At 47.3% G+C, this 16773-nt stretch carries 13 protein-coding genes; 5 read left to right on the top strand and 8 right to left on the bottom strand.

Going from position 1 to position 16773, the window contains the following annotated elements; genetic code table 11:
* Positions 1 to 213: 213 nt before the first annotated feature.
* From hypB to RIE73_RS06115, 8 genes are all read right to left on the bottom strand, one after another.
* A complete protein-coding gene (gene hypB, locus RIE73_RS06150) occupies positions 214 to 1152 on the bottom strand; it encodes a hydrogenase nickel incorporation protein HypB (protein WP_446400355.1) in 939 nt (312 codons plus the stop codon).
* Complete coding sequence (locus RIE73_RS06145) at positions 1143 to 1481, bottom strand: hydrogenase maturation nickel metallochaperone HypA/HybF (RefSeq protein ID WP_446400354.1); 339 nt, start codon at positions 1479 to 1481, stop codon at positions 1143 to 1145. The genes hypB and RIE73_RS06145 overlap by 10 nt, the downstream gene beginning before the upstream one ends.
* A 107-nt stretch (positions 1482 to 1588) precedes the next feature.
* On the bottom strand, positions 1589 to 1816 hold the full coding sequence (locus RIE73_RS06140; RefSeq protein WP_446400353.1) for a hypothetical protein: 228 nt from the start codon (positions 1814 to 1816) through the stop codon (positions 1589 to 1591).
* A 326-nt stretch (positions 1817 to 2142) separates the two neighbouring features.
* The gene (locus tag RIE73_RS06135; RefSeq protein ID WP_446400352.1) at positions 2143 to 3021 is read right to left on the bottom strand and encodes a tryptophan 2,3-dioxygenase family protein; all 879 of its coding nucleotides are present in this window, start codon (positions 3019 to 3021) and stop codon (positions 2143 to 2145) included.
* A gap of 405 nt (positions 3022 to 3426) precedes the next feature.
* Entirely contained in the window at positions 3427 to 4494 is a 1068-nt protein-coding gene (locus tag RIE73_RS06130) for an S-layer homology domain-containing protein (RefSeq protein ID WP_446400351.1), read from the bottom strand.
* 97 nt (positions 4495 to 4591) lie between these two features.
* Positions 4592 to 5215 (bottom strand): (2Fe-2S) ferredoxin domain-containing protein, encoded by a 624-nt coding sequence (locus tag RIE73_RS06125; protein WP_446400350.1) that lies wholly within the window; start codon positions 5213 to 5215, stop codon positions 4592 to 4594.
* A 195-nt stretch (positions 5216 to 5410) separates the two neighbouring features.
* Entirely contained in the window at positions 5411 to 7105 is a 1695-nt protein-coding gene (locus tag RIE73_RS06120; protein ID WP_446400349.1) for a GspE/PulE/PilB domain-containing protein, read from the bottom strand.
* Between the two features lie 42 nt (positions 7106 to 7147).
* Entirely contained in the window at positions 7148 to 8320 is a 1173-nt protein-coding gene (locus RIE73_RS06115; RefSeq protein ID WP_446400348.1) for a HetZ-related protein 2, read from the bottom strand.
* 662 nt (positions 8321 to 8982) lie between these two features.
* Here RIE73_RS06115 and RIE73_RS06110 point away from each other — a divergent pair.
* The 5 genes from RIE73_RS06110 (at position 8983) to RIE73_RS06090 (ending at position 16133) form a co-directional block, all read left to right on the top strand.
* On the top strand, positions 8983 to 9765 hold the full coding sequence (locus tag RIE73_RS06110) for a hypothetical protein (RefSeq protein WP_446400347.1): 783 nt from the start codon (positions 8983 to 8985) through the stop codon (positions 9763 to 9765).
* Positions 9766 to 9774: 9 nt separating this feature from the next.
* A complete protein-coding gene (gene smc / locus RIE73_RS06105; protein ID WP_446400394.1) occupies positions 9775 to 13617 on the top strand; it encodes a chromosome segregation protein SMC in 3843 nt (1280 codons plus the stop codon).
* Positions 13618 to 13703: 86 nt separating this feature from the next.
* Complete coding sequence (locus tag RIE73_RS06100; protein WP_446400346.1) at positions 13704 to 14711, top strand: PRC-barrel domain-containing protein; 1008 nt, start codon at positions 13704 to 13706, stop codon at positions 14709 to 14711.
* 517 nt (positions 14712 to 15228) lie between these two features.
* Complete coding sequence (locus RIE73_RS06095; RefSeq protein ID WP_446342933.1) at positions 15229 to 15780, top strand: hypothetical protein; 552 nt, start codon at positions 15229 to 15231, stop codon at positions 15778 to 15780.
* 2 nt (positions 15781 to 15782) lie between these two features.
* Positions 15783 to 16133, top strand: a complete 351-nt coding sequence (locus RIE73_RS06090; RefSeq protein ID WP_446400345.1) for a hypothetical protein — start codon at positions 15783 to 15785, stop codon at positions 16131 to 16133.
* Positions 16134 to 16773 lie beyond the last annotated feature (640 nt).

Below are 16773 nucleotides of genomic sequence, written 5' to 3'. Positions count from 1 at the left end.
AACAGTAGGGGCGCAAAGCCTTCATCCGTGTCAACTTAAGCTCAACCCCTCACCCCCAGCCCCTCTCCCACACCGGGGAGAGGGGAGCAAGAGGTTTATTTATCCTAAACAGAGTTGCACTGAGTTAAATGATTCAGTTGCATTGCTCCCCTTAATCGCAAAAACCATTAATATACCGTAGGGTGGGCATTGCCCACCAGCCTTCTCGTTCAATCACATTGACTCCAAGGGTTGCACGGATTGACACTGAGAGGTTAACCATTCATACCAACCCTCTAGCCCAACGCCTGTTTTTGCCGAAACCTGAAACACCTGCATCTGAGGATTAACCGTTCGCGCATACTCAATACATCGTTCCACATCAAAGTCTACATAAGGCAACAGGTCAATTTTCGTGAGAATCATCACTTGGCTAGCGCGGAACATATGAGGATATTTAATCGGCTTATCATCGCCCTCAGTGACCGATAAAATCGCCACCTTTGCCTGTTCCCCCAAATCAAATAAGGCGGGACAAACCAGATTTCCCACATTCTCAATCATGACCACAGAATTGAGGGGAGGATTGAGTTGAGTGCAACCCCGTTCCACCATCGCCGCTTCCAGATGACACCCGGTTCCGGTATTAATTTGGACAACCTTACACCCAGTTTGTTGAATTTTCTGGGCATCATTCGCCGTCGCTTGATCCCCTTCAATTACATTAATTGCTAATTTTGCCTGTAAATCCTGAATCGTGCGCGTCAATAGCGTGGTTTTGCCCGCCCCCGGAGAACTAACCAGGTTTAGCGCCAAAATATTCCGTCCTTTAAACCATCCCCGATTTTGGGCAGCGATTAGGTTGTTTTTTGCCAGGATATTCTCTTCCAGAGAGATTTTCGTCCCGTGAACCTGGGCGTGAACCTGAGAGGCTTCATCGTGGTGATTCCCCGACGAGTCGTGAGTGTGAGTGTGGGTGATGACTCGACCATCGGGCAAAGTGTGAGTATGGGAATGGCTAGATGTTGAAGAGTGCGTGACAACAGTCCCATCAGGTAATGTATGGGTATGATTCGGGTCGTGATGGGAGTTAGCCATGGCGACAACCTCCCCCGTTTCCGGATTGGTAAGCGTGGTGTCAGCGCCATCAGAACAGCCGCAGGTTACACACATGGTTCGACCTCCATTTCCTTAATTTTCAGTTCTTGACCCGATATTATATCCAGTTCTACACTACCGCATTCACAGAGACCAAAAGGTTGATCGAGGGGAATTTGGGCATCACAGTGACGACAGCGACCCATACCCGGAATTTCAATAATATCCAAAGTTGCCCCTTCTAAGGGAGTGTCTTTGCTACAAACATCAAAACAAAATAGTACCGCATCAGGCATTATCGCCGCTAACTGACCAATTTCCAGACAGACTCGTCGCACTTTTGCCCCCTGCGCGTGTTCGGCAACGATATCAACGATATTTTGTGTGATTCCCAGTTCGTGCAATGGTCTATTCCGTTACAGAGGATTTCCGATTTAATTTTATCTCGTTTTTAGTTGATCAAGCGAAAGCTTACCGTCTTGTAAGGCAGCAAAATTGCGCCGAAAACTATCTAGACTAGGGCTGGATAGATGAGGGAGACAAAAACATTATTGGATAAGGCTCCCACTCCCGGACGGCAATTGGGTTCCCAGTCCTGGGCGTTGGGAGATTTATTAACTCTCCCTTGTAATTGATTATTGATATAAAGTGAGCGAGTATAGGGTTCGTCAATGACTCTAACTTTGCCAAATTTGCCCTCTTCTTCGGCTAGAATTACTGTTTCTTTGTCATTCGTCATTCGTCATTCGTCATTCGTCATTTGTCATTTGTCATTTGTCATACTTGCTGCCCTTGAGAAGCAAGCTACCTCTTATGTCATTTGTCATATCAAATCCAGGTTATACCAAGTTGCATTCAAAGATATAACTTTCCCTCCCCCTGCTTCCCCTGCTTCCCCTGCTTCCCCTGCTTTTCCTATCTACTATGTTTGAGCGCAACTGGGTATTAGCTACCCCCGTTATAACCCAGTCCGCGCAGGCGGACTTTGTTTGTGTAGCAGCGATTTCAATCGCCTCCTCTTGCATAGGGTAATAAAGGCTACAACTATTGCCTATTGCCTATTGCCTATTCCTTGTTCCCTGTTCCCTGTTCCCTATCCTCAAATTGAGTTAATCCAGGAAAAAGTGGCGCTTGCTGTTTATGGTATTTTGCCAGATAATTCCGGAACGATGTCCCCCCAGTTCCGACCTCTACACCTACGAGTTTAAGTTGTTGTACCGCCAGTGCCAAATGGAATTGATGAAAGCGGATTTGTAAATTATCGTAAGTCCGCATATTCTGCAAAACTGGACTGGCATGAGGGTGGTTGAGGAGAGCAGAAATCTGTTCCGCTGTCGTGTTTCCAGGACTTCGTTGGAGTAGGGTATCGTAATAATAGGCGAGATTATGATTATGATAGCGCTCAAACCATTGGGCGATATCACTCCCATAGCGGCGGTCAAACTCGGTTTCAGCAATGTGAGGATTGCCCTGGGTGTCTTTGGTTCCTCCTTGCCAATAGTTTCGCACGCCGCTCATAATTTCTAAATGGCGAAACTGGAATGACTGAAAACCACTTGTCGGGCCAATAGTTGTGCGAAATTCGGCAAATGCCCGCATTGTCTTGAGAATGGGCATGGTTGTCAATACAACCTCATAAAGGCGCAGAATCCGGGGGAAAAAGTAACAGGCTTCGCTAGTATCCCCGATAATCGGATCAGTATTATCGGCAATTGCTTCCCCTAATGCAGTTAAAACTCGCTCCATATCCAGAATCATTTGATGGAACGCGAGTTCGCAAATTTGATGGACAGCAATAAATAAGTCTTCGTCTTGGGAGGCGGTGAGTGGACGCTTGCAACTGAGTAGTGCCTCTAGATTGTGATACGTCCAATAGTGATTTTGAGTAACGTCTAGGGTGGGATCAAGGGGAGGTAGGGGTTGGGTATGATCAGATTGAGGCATAGTGTTGGGTTAAAAGGAGCAGAGGGAGCAGAGGGAGCAGGGGAAGCTGGGGACGCCATGGTACATTTTTCCTGATTCGGTGATGCGTGAAGGATGCGACCAGATTTCCTTGAAGACAGACCAGTGTAAATATGCCTCTAAGCCTTGATAGATAAGGGTTTTGGCTTTATACAATTAGCCCAAATTAGAGAGTCCTGCAAGCAGTATTGGGTATGGAGGTTGAGTGCGATCGCAGTAGACTATCAGTAGTGGCGTGGCACAGCTAAAATTGTGGATTAGATTTGACCATTGAATCGGGCGCACGCCATGCGCCCCTACGGTTTCGGGTCTCCCATTCTAATTCATCTTGCTAAGGTGTGCCACGCCAGTAGTCTTATCCTATCTAACATCTGTTATCAACCTCAATCAAGGATTAACCACATACTCAGAGGTTACAGCGTCTGCTTTCCCAGCTTCAACTAACGCCTGATAAACCATCGCCGCTACCTCAGCGCGAGTTGCATCTTGAGTCGGATTGAGAGACTCAGTATTCGGATAATTCACCACAATACCCGCTTCTGTCGCCGCACTGACTTTTTCACGCGCATACTCTGGAATCTGATTGGAATCCTGATAGGTTTGTAACACCTGCTGAGGAGATTGATTGGCTTCTAACCCCAATCCACTCGCTAGTGCTACTAAAACTTGTACCTTAGGAATCGGTTGCTTGGGTTGAAAGGTATTATTAGGATAGCCACGCAAAAAATTGGTTTTGCTGGTTTCCTGAATCGCCGACCATGCCCAAAAGTCTGAGGATACGTCCTTAAAGTTGGGTATCTCTAAGGTTGCTTGTTGCTCAAAAGCGCTTCTTAACAACGCCGCAAATTCTGCCCGCGTAATTGAACTATTCGGTTTAAACGTATTATCTTCTGGAAAGCCGCTCATAATATCTCGCTGCACCAAAGCGGTAATATAAGGACTTGCCCAATAATCATCTGGAACATCGGTAAACTTCACGGCTGCATCAGGCGTTTCCGTTGGGGTTGGTGTCGGTGTTGCTTCCGGAGTTTCCGTGGGTATTTCTGCTGTTTCTGTGGGTGTTTCTGTTTCTGTCGTGGGAGCTGAGACAATCGGAGCAAGAGGAACGGCTCTGGCTATTTCCGGAAACGCCTCGTCTTCATCAATAGATTCGGGTGCAGCAGCTACGGCTGGAGAAGGTGAAGCGGAGTCTGTTGCCAAAGGAGCGCTGCTGAGGGTTTCGCGAGTGGGAATCTCCTCCGCTATCGGAGACGTTACTTTTGGCTCTTCTGGTGCTTCCGTTGTTGGTTCAGAGGTGAGTGAGCCAATCCACTGCTGTAGGTTCAATCCCTTTTGCCGTTGACCCAATACTCCAATCAAAATCGCACCGATAGTGATAACGGCGATAATTATACCAATCCATTCCTCCAAACCTAGTGGAGAGGAGTCCGAATCGGGGGGCGGTAGATTTCTCATTATGCACCTTGTTTAACTCGCAACAACACTAAGAAAGCAAGGGGAATCAAAGAATTTTTTCGGTTGTCTGAATTCTTGACCCCCCAATCCCCCAGTATTAGCCTCCACATCTGACGGTAGAGCGTTGGGATACATTTGCCTCTGGCTTTAGTTTACTGCCAAAGTGCTTATCCACTAGCGTCGGTACGTCTTCGGGAGCCACCTTATTGTACCGGGCTTTGTCTGGCATCACTACCATACATGGACCTTTTTTACACTGCTTCATACAGCCTGTGTCTTTAATCGCTACTTGGTGATCAAGATGGCGATCGCGCAAGGTGTCATTCATGGCTTGATGGACTTTTGCCGCACCGCGCTTGCGACAGGATGACTTTTTACACAGCATGACGCTGGCTTTGGTTTTCTTGGGAGACGGTTGCAAAAGTTTCTCATATTGCTGGGATGCTGGCGGGGTTTTCAATGTCACCCGTTTGGCTTTGAGTTTCAATTCCCCACGTTTGGGTTTGTATTTCTGTTTGCCAGAGACTTCTATCGAATCTCCGGGTTTGAGGATTTCAGGTAGAGATTCCCGTAAGGGTTTAGCCAGCTTGATATATCGTTCTCCTGCTTCTGTATTTACCCACAGCAGCTTGGGTTTTTTGCCCGCTTTACCCAGAAATTTGACAAACTGTCCCTCTAGCTTGAAGGGACTGACTTGTGTCTTTTTATCTGATTTACCCATGAAAGTACTCCGATGTCTCCCCCTAACCGTAACGCTAATTGATAAAACATGTCATCTATTTTTCGTAAGAGTTCTTTATATGTCGTTACAAATGAGTGGGAGCCATGTAGAGACGTGCCATGGCGCGTCTGGGAGCAGGTAGCTGTAGAGACGTAGCATGCTACGTCTGGAAGCAGAGGGAGATGGGGGTGGATTTCAGTTGTCCTGCTGATCCATGGGATTGTGCAGCAGGGTTTCGAGTTGTGTGTCGAGATGGTGTAAGAGTTGGTTCAGGGTTGGTAGGGTTTCCACCGGAGGAATGGAATAGCGATAAGAGCGATCGCGGATTTCATTGAGCTTATGTTGGAGTTGTCCGGCGAGTTTAATCGCATCCTGACCCAAGCGTTCTACCTTTTGTTGTTGATAGAACTTCAACGGCGCTCCGCGTAAGAGTTGTAGCGTTGCCTCTTCCCCGTGAGTACCAGGTACTAGCCGCAAACACAAGAGCAGGGATTCTTGCTGATAGAGTCGCTCGCTTTCGATCTGTTTGGGCTGGGTAATCGGCTGCAACGGCAGGTTAACTAAGCGCTTGAGTTCAATAATGATATCTTCAAAAACAGATATGCTTAATTTATCCAAGACAGACTGGGAAGAGCTATCTTGGCGCAAAACAACCCGACCTCGCTGAGATTGTCGCTGGAAATACAGCCGACCAATTCCTCCCTGCAACAGCCGCCCTAACAACTCTTCCACGATTTGATGGGGGGCTAAGGTTGCCAAAAACGCGATCGGACGAGATAAATAGACAGGGTTTACCTCTAAGGGTAGAAGCGCCTTCGTCGGAAGTGACCGTTTGAAAACGGGAGTCAGCGCTGTCTCAGTCGATGCCTTCTCGCCGGAAGGAGGCGGTGGTGTGGCTGGGGAGGGACTAGAGGATGGGGAAGTGGGTTGGGACGTTGCCGTTGATGATTGGTTATCCTCTTGGTTGGGTAACTCAGAGGATTGGTTCAATTCTTCCTGGAGTTGGCTAATATCATCGATAATCAGTGTTGGTTGAGATGCACGAGGATCAGATTTATTATTGGTTTTCGCTGCCGCTTTTGATGCTTCAGGTGACGCTGCTTCATTGTCAGTTGGACTCGCCTCAGGGTTGGGTGCAGGTTGAGAGGCTGTCGGTGGAGGATTCTTGGTTTTCGCGGCGTGAGCAGAGGGGGTTGATGATTGGGGTTGAGTTGTCTCATCCTCAGTTAAATGGGCAGCATTATTCGGTTTCGGTGGAGACGCTATAGGGGTCGAATTTTCTGGCTGCGCCGCCGCTTGAGGAGAAGAGGTTGACGGCTCAGGCTGGTTCACCTCATCTTCGGCTAAACTGGCATCATCAATAATCAGCGTTGCCTGTTCTGACCGAGGCAGGGACTGTTGGCGCTCAGAACGTTTCCTTTTCTGGGCTGTGCCGTGATGACCTTGATTTAAATAGGCAGACAGCATCGCGGTATGAGTGTTGGCGGTAATCTGTTCAACTTTCAGAGAACAGTTCATAAACGCCAGAATGCGACGGACATAATCAAGAGCCGTGGAGTCGTGAGGATCGACTATACCCAGTTTCAGGTACTTGCCTTCGAGAGACAGGGGCAAGAATTGATGAAATAGACAGGCTTCAAAGGGCAAAATACTATCAATCAACCGAAACATTTGCTCGGTATCCACGCCAGAGAGATCCGACGCTTGAGAGGATGATTGAGATTGAACAGGAGTGTCCGCTCGTTCTGGGTCCTGTGGTGAGGGTAACATAATAATTTCTCCAGCCTGAGTATCAATTGGTTCAGATGCCCCAGGAGTCAGATGATATAGACTGTCCGGTTTGGGATTGGCACAAAGGTTAGCTGTTAACCCTACTTCAATTTTTAACAACTTTGGTTAGGGAATACACAAAATTGGCACAAGATCAACCTTCTAGGAAGAGCTGCGGATGTCTTGAGCCGCTAAGTAGAGCTTACTCCATTCGCTAAGTGCCTGGTTATACTTCCAATTTAGATCCTTGGCAATGACATCTAACGTTTTACCGGATCTCAATTGTTGGATAAGTTGGCGCTGTTTGTCGGTGAGACTTTGCCAATAGTCTTGCCACTGGACAGGAGTGAGTCCTAAATTATGCTCTTTTAAGGAGACCTCTAACCAACTGGCGACCAATTCCGGCTTCACTTTAATAGAAAAGACGCGAATGGCATGGTAACTGACTTTTTCTCGCAAGCGATAAACCTTTTGGATGGGTAAGCCTAAGGTTTTGGCAATCTCCTCTTGAGACTTCCCTTGCAGATACAGCCGTAACCATTGGGCGGCTTGGGCGTCAACGTTTTGCTCGAGGTAGGTTTCAAACTCTTGGCGTACTGAGAGACGCAGCACCTGTTGTTCTTGCCAGACTTGAGTCTCTTGATAATCCGCGATCGCTTGATTATCGAGTAGACTGACTGGAGCATCAGTATCATCGGAGGTAATCGACTCCGAGACAAATCGTACATGTTCCCCGCCAGGTAGATGGGTCATCCCACCGCGTCCGGATCGCTTGAGAAAATTGACAAATCGATAAACCACCAACGGCTGATTGCGAATCGGGCGTAAACAATATTCCTCAAGGGTTGTCAGTAAAAGGGCGTCGCGTAAATGAATATCTTCACTACAGTGGGCAATCCAACCAATCTGCCCTTGAATATAGCGATCGCTGTTTAATAATTCCTGAATCACCTCTTGTAAGACATCTACCACAGCCCGTTGGCGATCGCGACTCAGAGACACCCAGGTGCGGATTTTATTCCGTAATGTCATTAAACCCGCTAACCGACTGGTCAAATTGCGATAGGCTTGCTCAGGAGTTACCCCTAAATAGCGCTGGCGTAAAATCCGATAGCGATAGTCCATCGCTGGGCAGACAATCTTAAGTTTATCGGGGAGTAGGTGATTTAACCGTTCCCGGTTTTCTCCCAGTAACCAGTGGACAATGCTGGTTCGGATCGCTGGATCATAGTCTGGATAGTCATTTGATAAACGCTGTTGCCACTCGTGTTCGAGTTGATCTGCCAACCTTTCCATCAGATGGCACTCCTCTAACCCCTGTTTTAATGTTTGCATAACAACTCCCCTTTCGTTGCACTGACTGTTTTGATAGACTCTGCTGTTCTAATTTCATCATTTCTATCCTGAAATAGAAGTGATCCCCCTCCTGTGTTGCTTACAAGACAGTCACATCCGTATTTTGACCCAGAGTACGCCCTTGATGAGACTCGGATCTACCTTGAACGTGTTTTGGATCACAAGCCTCTAAAAATGTGTTCTCCTGGCTTAACGATTACATTGTGTGAACTCAATGCGGGGCAACCGTTGGTATTGATCAGGTATGGATTAAAACTCTCCAGATCAGGCTAGCATTTATCGCTCAGTGAGTCTCACGCACCACTCAATCAAACCGAAGGAAGCAGCAGATGGCACAACCCCTACAACAATTAACCCAAAAGCAACAGCTTTCAAGTCCTGTGGACACAATCATCCTGTTCATTCCACCATCCTAGGGTTGATCTTGTTTTATCCTATCGCGCTCTCTGGAACACGAGAATATCTGTTAATCTGATCAACATTATTATTTTGATACACTCGTACCACCTAAATCGCGAGGGGAATCTTGCTTCAACCTTCACGAAGTGGAGGTAGGTTCCGTAGGGGGAGAGCGGGAAATACTTCGGCTAAACGCCCGAAGTATTTCCAGTTATTTCCCGGTGGGTGGTACAATGGTAGCCATGAAACAAGTCCTCACGATAGTCATAAAGCTTCAACCCTCCCCTGAACAGGTGGCCTTCTTAGAGGCAACCCTTCAGGCGTTTGCGGATGCTTGCAACTACGTGAACGAACATACAGCTCCAAAACTGACTAACAAAATTGCTATCCAATCTTTGACTTATCAAACCATTAAAAACCAATTCAATTTGGTAGCCAATATGGCAGTCAGAGCTTGTGCAAGAGTAGCGGCTAACCGAAAGGTTGCCTGTTCAAAGGGTAAGCCGGTTAAAGGCTTTATACCAAGCCGTATCGATTGTGACAAGGACTTGTTTCGACTTCGTGAACACGACTGGACGGTAAGCCTTTCCACAGTTCACGGTAGAGAGCGAGTTAAGTTAAAACCAGGTAACTATCAAAAAGGGAAACTCAAAGGGAGGAAGCCGACCTCAGCACAACTATGCAAACACCGCGACGGTCAGTTCTACCTGCATATTCAGATTAAGAACACCTCTCCCGATCCCCAAAATACCGATAAGGTGATTGGTATCGATTTAGGGCGTCGCGACATTGCTGTTACCTCAGAGGACAAAAAGTGGGACGGCTTGCATATCCAGTCGGTGCATGGGGATGCCGACTTTAATGGAGCCAATAATATTGCACTTGTGGGGCTGTCTATAAACCAGCCTGGAGGCACGGGGTTGTCGTGCAAGTTAAGTCAAACTGTTGAGTATGTTCAACTTGGCTTGTTCGATGATTTCAGGGCTACTGAAAACCCAGACCTCTGCGATAGCAGGTCTGGGTAGTTTATGCCTATGGTGCATGTTAAGCGCCTGGAACTCACTAATTTTAAATCCTTTGGCGGCACGACTCAAATTCCGATGCTGCCCGGATTTACTGTGGTTTCCGGACCTAATGGGTCAGGAAAATCCAATATCCTTGATGCTCTCCTGTTTTGTCTAGGGCTATCCAGTTCCAAGGGAATGCGGGCTGAACGTCTACCTGATCTGGTTAATCATAATAAAGAGCGACGGAGTACGGTTGAAGCCAGGGTTACGGTGACATTTGACCTATCTGACGCACCCGATATTCTAGGGGTAGAAGAGATACCGGAAAACTCCGAATCAGATGCAGACGAGGAAGCCGAGGAAGAGGAAACAGAAGAATCAGAGGAAGACAATCCCAACTCCCAACCCTCAACTCCCCAATCAACAGAATGGAGTGTGACACGGCGGCTGCGGGTGACTAAGCAAAACACCTACACCTCAACTTACTATATTAACGGTGAATCCTGCACGCTGACTCAACTGCACGAACAGCTCAACCGCCTGCGAGTCTATCCCGAAGGCTATAATGTGGTGTTACAAGGGGATGTCACCGGGATCATCTCCATGAACTCACGGGAACGACGGCAGATTATTGATGAATTAGCCGGAGTCGCCGCCTTTGACCGCAAAATTACCCAGACGAAAGATACCCTGAATGAAGTTAAAGAACGGGAAGATCGCTGTCGGATTATTGAACAAGAACTGATCACGCAACGCGATCGCTTGGCGGCGGATCGGATTAAAGCAGAGAAATACAAAAAGCTACGGGCGGAACTTCAGGAAAAACAACAGTGGGAACTCGTCCTCAAATGGCGATCGCTTCAACAACAGGTGGCGCATCTGATGTCTCTGATGGAGAAAGGAGAACAGGATGAACGCCAGTTAACCCAGCAATTGCATACCATAGAATCCGAGATTCGTCAAGGAACGGAACAACTCGAAACCCTCAACGCCCGTGTCAAAGCCTTGGGTGAAGAAGAACAAGTCGCCGTCGCCGCTACCCTAGCCAGCCAAGACGCCGAACGCCGCCAGTTACAACGCCGCCACCAGGAACTGACCCAAAACCTGACGGATACAGAGGCGCACCAACAAACCACCCAGACAGAGATTCAGCACCAGGAACAACGCCTGCAACAGCTTCAGGCTGAACGCCACCATCTCGACACCCAAATTATCGCCTCACGCCGCCAAGAACGGGAGGCGGCTCAAACCGCCCTGAATGCTAGCCGAGAACAAGCGGATGCGATCGCCTCAGCGTCAGAGGCTTGGGTACAGCAGCAAAACACCCTCACCCGCCACATTGAAACTCGACTGCAAACCCTGAATCCCCAGCGCACCGAACAAGCCCAACTCCAAGAACGGCATAATCAACTCAGCCGCCAAATTAACGAACAAACCCAACTATTAGAACGCATCGCCCCCGAACTTGCCAGCAAACAAACCCAAGCGGCGGAATTAGAGGGGCAATTAAACGCCGTCTCGCAACAGATTCAAACCCTTGCCCAAACCTTAGCCGCTACGGAACAAGAGTTACAAACCCAACGGCAAACCCAAACCCGCCTCCTGTCCGAACAACGGGATAAACAGCGTCAACTGGATAAATTAGAAGCCCAAGCCCAGGCACAGCAAGAAGCCCAAGGCACTTATGCGACTAAAATTGTTCTTCAGGCGGATATCCCTGGCGTTCATGGCTTAGTCGCCCAACTGGGTCGCGTTGAACCCCACTACCAACTTGCCTTGGAAACAGCCGCAGGTGGGCGTTTGGGGCATGTCGTGGTCGAAGATGATGCAGTAGCCGCAGTGGGGATCGAACTGCTCAAACAAAAACGTGCGGGGAGAGCGACATTTTTACCCTTAAATAAAATTAAACCGCCTCGATTTTCGCCAATTGTAGCGCTGCGTCATGCTCAAGGGTTTATTGACTACGCCGTACATTTAATTGATTGTGAGCCTCGATACCAAACCATTTTTGCCTATGTGTTTGGTTCAACGGTAGTCTTTGAAACCCTGAATACAGCGCGTCCCTATTTGGGTCAATGCCGAATTGTCACATTGGACGGAGAACTGTTAGAAAGTAGTGGGGCGATGACGGGAGGAAGTAGTAGTTATCGGTCTGGATTACATTTTGGTATCAGTGATACCAGTGAATCTGCGGAAATGATAGCGTTGAGATCTCGTCTCCAAGATATTGAAGCCATGTTAAAGCGCTGTGACGAATGGCTGGAACGGGAATCAGCCACGGCAAAACAATTGACCCAAACCCTGACAGATGCCAGGGAAACCCGCTCCCAGACCCAATTACGCTTAGAACAATCCCGCAAAGACATCCAGGCGCTAACGGAACAACAAACCCAAGTGCGATCGCTCCTTGCCAAGAATACCCAGGAAGTCCAGACGGCGACGGAACGGTTGCAGCAGTTAAATCAGGCACTTCCCGCCCAAGAAAGTCAACTGCAAGCCTTACGCCAACAACTAGCGCAACTGGAAGCCGAGCAAACTCCCCAGGAATGGCAACAGATTCAGAGTCAAATTAAAACCCAGGAAGCTGTATTAGGCGATCGCGAACAGGCATTGCGAGAGGCGGAAAGACAACTGCAAGCCTTAGAGAATCAGCATCAGCGCACGAACGAGAAGCTGGCGACGAGTTATCAACGGATTGCCGAATATCAAACCCAACACCAATCAATCCAAGACCAGCAAACCGAGATTAATCGTCAGCTTCAGGCAATTGATGCTCAAATTGGACAAACCCAAGCCCGATTAACCCAGCTAGAACAACGGTTAGGGGAAGCCAAACAAGAACGCGATCGCGTCGAGGCTATCCTCAGAAACCAGCACCTAAACCAGCAAAAGCTATCTTGGCAACGGCAAAAACTCCAGGAAACCCAAGTGACAAGGCAGGAAAAACTGGCTACCCTAAAAACTCAACTGGACATTCAACAGGCTGAATTACCTGATCCGTTGCCAGAGGTTCCCCTGATGGTAAAGACAGGAGATGAGGGAGATAAGGCAGATAGTAGAGACGTTCCGGTGGAACGTCTGACTCCGGCGGAACCTCTGGAAGATGAGGCTGGTAATCAACAGGATGGCGAGGCGGGTTTAGTTCCATCTGGGAGCCAAGAAAACGAGAGTCGTGAAACCCGCCCCTACACAATTGCCCAAATCACCGTTCAATTGGAGAAGCTGCAGCGGGATATCCGTAATGGTCAAAAACGACTTGAGGCAATGGAACCCGTGAATATGTTAGCCTTGGAGGAATACGATCATACCCAAGCCCGCCTACGGGAACTGTCGGAAAAACTGGCAACCCTGGAAGCGGAGCGAACTGAGCTATTGCTGCGAATTGAAAACTTTACCACCCTACGATTGAGAGCATTCAAAGAATCCTTTGACGCGATTAATCAAAACTTCCAAGCCATTTTTGCCGAACTCTCTGAGGGCGACGGGCATCTGCAACTGGATGACGCCGACGATCCCTTTAACGGCGGACTGAACTTGGTGGCTCACCCCAAAGGCAAGCCAGTCCAACGATTGGCATCAATGTCCGGCGGCGAAAAATCTCTCACCGCCCTGAGTTTTATTTTCGCCCTACAACGGTATCGACCGTCACCATTTTATGCTTTTGACGAAGTTGATATGTTTCTCGATGGGGCAAATGTCGAGCGATTAGCTAGAATGATCAAACAACAGGCTAAACTTGCCCAGTTTATCGTTGTTAGTTTGCGCCGACCTATGATTGAATCCGCCGAGCGCACCATTGGTGTTACCCAAGCTAGAGGAGCGTATACTCAAGTCCTCGGATTGAAATTAGGGTCTGCCAAAGGGGACTGATGTGGATTATATGTGATTATTAGACCTTGATACTATTTATTGATAACCATTCCAGCAGGAGTCGAGATTCAGGATTGCAAGACATAATGACAACTGAACTAATTCGTCAACGCTCCGATTTTTTAAACACTCAGGTGATTACTCGGAACAACGGGAAGCGCCTCGGAGTCGTCAAGGAGCTGCTAGTAGATATTGATCGGCGCGAAGTTGTGGCGTTAGGGTTACGAGACAACCTGCTCTCGCTGGCTGGAATGCCACAGTATATGCTCCTCAGTAGCATTCAACAGGTGGGTGATGTCATCCTGGTTGAGGATGAGGATGTGATTGAGGATGTTGATGTTGACGCCTACAGTACGCTGATCAATAGCGAAGTGATTACCGAAACCGGGGAACTCTTAGGTCGGGTTCGAGGATTCAAGTTTAGCGTAGAAGATGGCAAGGTGGGGTCTCTGATTATTGCCTCCTTGGGCTTACCCCAAATCCCGGATCAGGTGATTAGTACCTATGAATTACCAATTGAGGAAATTGTCAGCAGTGGTCCAGACCGTCTCATCGTCTTTGAAGGCGCTCAAGAACGGCTAATTCAGCTCACCGTCGGTATTCTAGAGCGTATGGGCGTGGGAAATCCGCCTTGGGAACGAGAAGAAGAGGAAGGCTACTACGCCCCCACTACCCGCCCGGAAAATCAATTAGGGACAGGAATTCCCGTTCGCACCCCGATTTCTCAACCCATCCAGACAGCTACGCCAGTCGAGGAACGGTGGGATGAGGATTGGCAAGAACCGGAACCGGAACCGATACGTGAACCGATACGCCAACAACGGGCAGAGCCAATTTATGCCGAAGCCCAACTAGAAGAGGATAATTGGGGAGATGAATGGGAAGATTCCTCGCAATCAGCGCGTCGGTATGAAGAACCCCTTTATGCTGAACCTGAACCTTATGAGCCGCCGCACAAAGATGAGTACGCGAATTATGAGGTAGAAGGGGATGCTTGGGAAGATACTGTAGAGCGCGAACCCTATCAAGCACCGCCTGTTAACATTCCCGAAAAGACTAAAACCCCAGAATATGAGGAAGAGGCGGGTTATTAGGAGAGGGTGGTAGAGAGTTTCCACAAATTCTTTTTGGGCTAGGTTTTGCCGCTCAAGGTTGACAAAAAAACTGATAACTGAGGTACACAGACAGATCCCCGACTTCTTGAAGAAGTCGGGGATCTTGCTTAGAGACTGTACATCATCAACCACCAAATCTGCTGTAAGCAAAATCGCCTCAAGTGACCGTAGTATAAAGGTTGAGTAAAATTTTTGTGAAATTTTGGCGATCGCTAAGTTTTTTTCTGATAGAGAGGGAATACTGGAGAAAGAAGCATAAAGTACAACCATAACCCGAGAATTCAAACGTGAAACACTTCTGGGCGCGATCGCCGTTTTGGACATTGTTGATTTTATTACGCATCCCATGGTGTCGCCAACACGGATGTTGCTCACGCCTAAACGTTGAGTTTTATCAAAGTTAAATAATACTTAGAAACTCTCTTATCCTAGAGATTCTTACAAGAGTATTAACAAATACACAGTTCTTCATTGTTAAATTAACAGGGTACAGTAGATGAACAAACAAGAACGCAATCGGTTAATTCAGCGGATCAGTCGGGCTTCAGGGGTTGCCCAATATGCCTTACAAAAGAAAATGACTGATGAGCAAATTAGCCAAGCGGCTCAACACTTGGACGTGTTGGAACTGGTAAAATCTGCCAATACTTACAACAGGTACTGTCAAGCCCAAAAAACCCGAGAGGCAAATGATAAGTTAAAGTCTTTCCTTGACCCCCAAAACTCTGAGATTGTTTCAGTGGGAAGGTGGTTAATCAACGCCCTTTCCCAGAACCGCTCTGATCGTAAGGAAACTCTTTTAGAGAGAGATTTGGTACATAAGGAAGACTACAACACCATGGTTTCCGATATGCGTCAAACTATTTCCGACATGGATCAGATGACGTTGGCATCCACGCAGGAGTCAGCCGATAAAATAAAAATTTTGGAAAAAAGAATTGATACTCTAAAAGGACAGTTATCTAGGATTGAAGAGTACATCCGTAACAATCATGGTGTTGCAGAGTGGAAAAGGATAAACGAGACGTTGATTTCAATGGGTAGATAATTATGAATAGTGTTGATGGATTAAGTTATCGAGATTGGCAAAAAAGAAATACAGAATCTTTCTCTAAACTAGAGCGAGCAAAACAAAAGGAACTGCGATCTAAAGGGTATCGTAATATTGGTTGGAATCATGTTCAGAAGTCGTGGAGTCTATTGCAAACCTCATTCCAAGAGTTGAGTCTTTTTGATCACAAGTTGCGTAAAGGCGATTTAAGTGGGGCTATCAAGCACTCGATTCTAGAAGCTGAACAATCGCAAGACATTGCATCTGAAGCCCTAGAGACTCTTGATGAAAACTACAAAGAGGTTAAACAACTAGCTAACAAAGCCCTTGCTAAGTATCAACTCTTGTAAAAACAGTGCCAGATATGAATAAGAATGCCCTAAAGACTCTTTACAGAAGTTCAGATATTAACGATATTTGGAAATATGGTGCAAACCAAAAGCTAATTAATCATCCGAGGTATGGGTCGATTAGCCCAAACGAGTATAGACAAAAGTTTAATCAGAAGCCTTGTCCCTTCTGTGGGAAGAAGATGGTACATGGGAAGTTCTCACACAGCACACAATCTCACCAAGAAGCGATCAAAAGAGGCTATCAATATCAAGATGCGAATGGGGTAGATTGTATAAACAAGGCAGGAAACTTTTACTTTCATCCTCATTACGTTACATTAGATCACAGAGTTAATAAAGCTCGATGTCCTGAATTGCTGTTTGAGTCAAGCAACCTTCAGATTATATGTTGGAAATGTAATCGAGAAAAAGGCGATAACAATAACTTTGAAGCTGAACACACCTTGAATTTTGTTCATGATTTAGCCAAAGAAGCGCTCAATAGATATAAGCTTTTGTGATTGTGCTTATTTCAGTGCTATTCAACCTAAGCCAGAGGATCGACCCTCCAACTTAGGCTAACACATCTACCCCGTGTAGTATAGCAATCGCCATAGCGGTTAGGACACATCATTTGGTAGTAGAGACGCGCCATGGC

This window comes from Coleofasciculus sp. C1-SOL-03 (assembly GCF_040220555.1).
Lineage (GTDB): Bacteria > Cyanobacteriota > Cyanobacteriia > Cyanobacteriales > Coleofasciculaceae > Coleofasciculus.
Note: the sequence above shows the minus strand (reverse complement) of the source record. Positions and strands in the feature narration are given on the sequence as shown.

Bases quoted from the DNA above. Each gene is read 5' to 3' on its own strand.
- hypB (WP_446400355.1), bottom strand. From the start codon at position 1,152: ATGTGTGTAACCTGCGGCTGTTCTGATGGCGCTGACACCACGCTTACC.
- RIE73_RS06140 (WP_446400353.1), bottom strand. From the start codon at position 1,816: ATGACGAATGACAAAGAAACAGTAATTCTAGCCGAAGAAGAGGGCAAA.
- RIE73_RS06135 (WP_446400352.1), bottom strand. From the start codon at position 3,021: ATGCCTCAATCTGATCATACCCAACCCCTACCTCCCCTTGATCCCACC.
- RIE73_RS06130 (WP_446400351.1), bottom strand. From the start codon at position 4,494: ATGAGAAATCTACCGCCCCCCGATTCGGACTCCTCTCCACTAGGTTTG.
- RIE73_RS06125 (WP_446400350.1), bottom strand. From the start codon at position 5,215: ATGGGTAAATCAGATAAAAAGACACAAGTCAGTCCCTTCAAGCTAGAG.
- RIE73_RS06115 (WP_446400348.1), bottom strand. From the start codon at position 8,320: ATGCAAACATTAAAACAGGGGTTAGAGGAGTGCCATCTGATGGAAAGG.
- RIE73_RS06110 (WP_446400347.1), top strand. From the start codon at position 8,983: ATGAAACAAGTCCTCACGATAGTCATAAAGCTTCAACCCTCCCCTGAA.
- smc (WP_446400394.1), top strand. From the start codon at position 9,775: ATGGTGCATGTTAAGCGCCTGGAACTCACTAATTTTAAATCCTTTGGC.
- RIE73_RS06100 (WP_446400346.1), top strand. From the start codon at position 13,704: ATGACAACTGAACTAATTCGTCAACGCTCCGATTTTTTAAACACTCAG.
- RIE73_RS06095 (WP_446342933.1), top strand. From the start codon at position 15,229: ATGAACAAACAAGAACGCAATCGGTTAATTCAGCGGATCAGTCGGGCT.
- RIE73_RS06090 (WP_446400345.1), top strand. From the start codon at position 15,783: ATGAATAGTGTTGATGGATTAAGTTATCGAGATTGGCAAAAAAGAAAT.